This is a genomic window from Microbacterium barkeri, from assembly GCF_027921765.1.
GTDB classification, from domain to species: Bacteria; Actinomycetota; Actinomycetes; order Actinomycetales; family Microbacteriaceae; genus Microbacterium; species Microbacterium barkeri.
Genome location: NZ_BSEJ01000044.1, coordinates 1 through 749, shown reverse-complemented (window position 1 = coordinate 749; position 749 = coordinate 1). Strand labels below are relative to the sequence as shown.

At 50.5% G+C, this 749-nt stretch carries 1 rRNA gene; it reads left to right on the top strand.

From position 1 onward, the window contains the following. Positions 1-403 precede the first annotated feature (403 nt). Positions 404-749, top strand: a 16S ribosomal RNA gene (locus tag PKE79_RS16750); the annotation flags it as partial.

Below are 749 nucleotides of genomic sequence, written 5' to 3'. Positions count from 1 at the left end.
AAACGGCGGTTTTTTGCGACATTCCTCGCCGCATTGTTGAAAAAAGAGACGGTTGAAAACTTTTTTTGCATTTCCCCTTGTCACCTCAGAATTACTCCCTATAATGCGCCTCCACTGACACGGAACAACGGCAAACAAGCCGCCGGGTCAGCGGGGTTCCGGTGAGAACCTCGCAGAGAAAAGCAAAAATAAATGCTTGACTCTGCAGCGGGAAAGCGTAATATGCACACCCCGCGCCGCAGCGAAAACGAAGCGGCACTGCTCTTTAACAATTTATCAGACAATCTGTGTGGGCACTCAAAGTGACATGGATTCTTAACGTCCTCGGACGAAAAATGAATACCAAGTCTCAAGAGTGAACACGTAATTCATTACAAAGTTTAATTCTTTGAGCATCAAACTTAAATTGAAGAGTTTGATCATGGCTCAGATTGAACGCTGGCGGCAGGCCTAACACATGCAAGTCGAGCGGTAGCACAGAGAGCTTGCTCTCGGGTGACGAGCGGCGGACGGGTGAGTAATGTCTGGGAAACTGCCTGATGGAGGGGGATAACTACTGGAAACGGTAGCTAATACCGCATAACGTCGCAAGACCAAAGTGGGGGACCTTCGGGCCTCATGCCATCAGATGTGCCCAGATGGGATTAGCTAGTAGGTGGGGTAACGGCTCACCTAGGCGACGATCCCTAGCTGGTCTGAGAGGATGACCAGCCACACTGGAACTGAGACACGGTCCAGACTCCTACGGG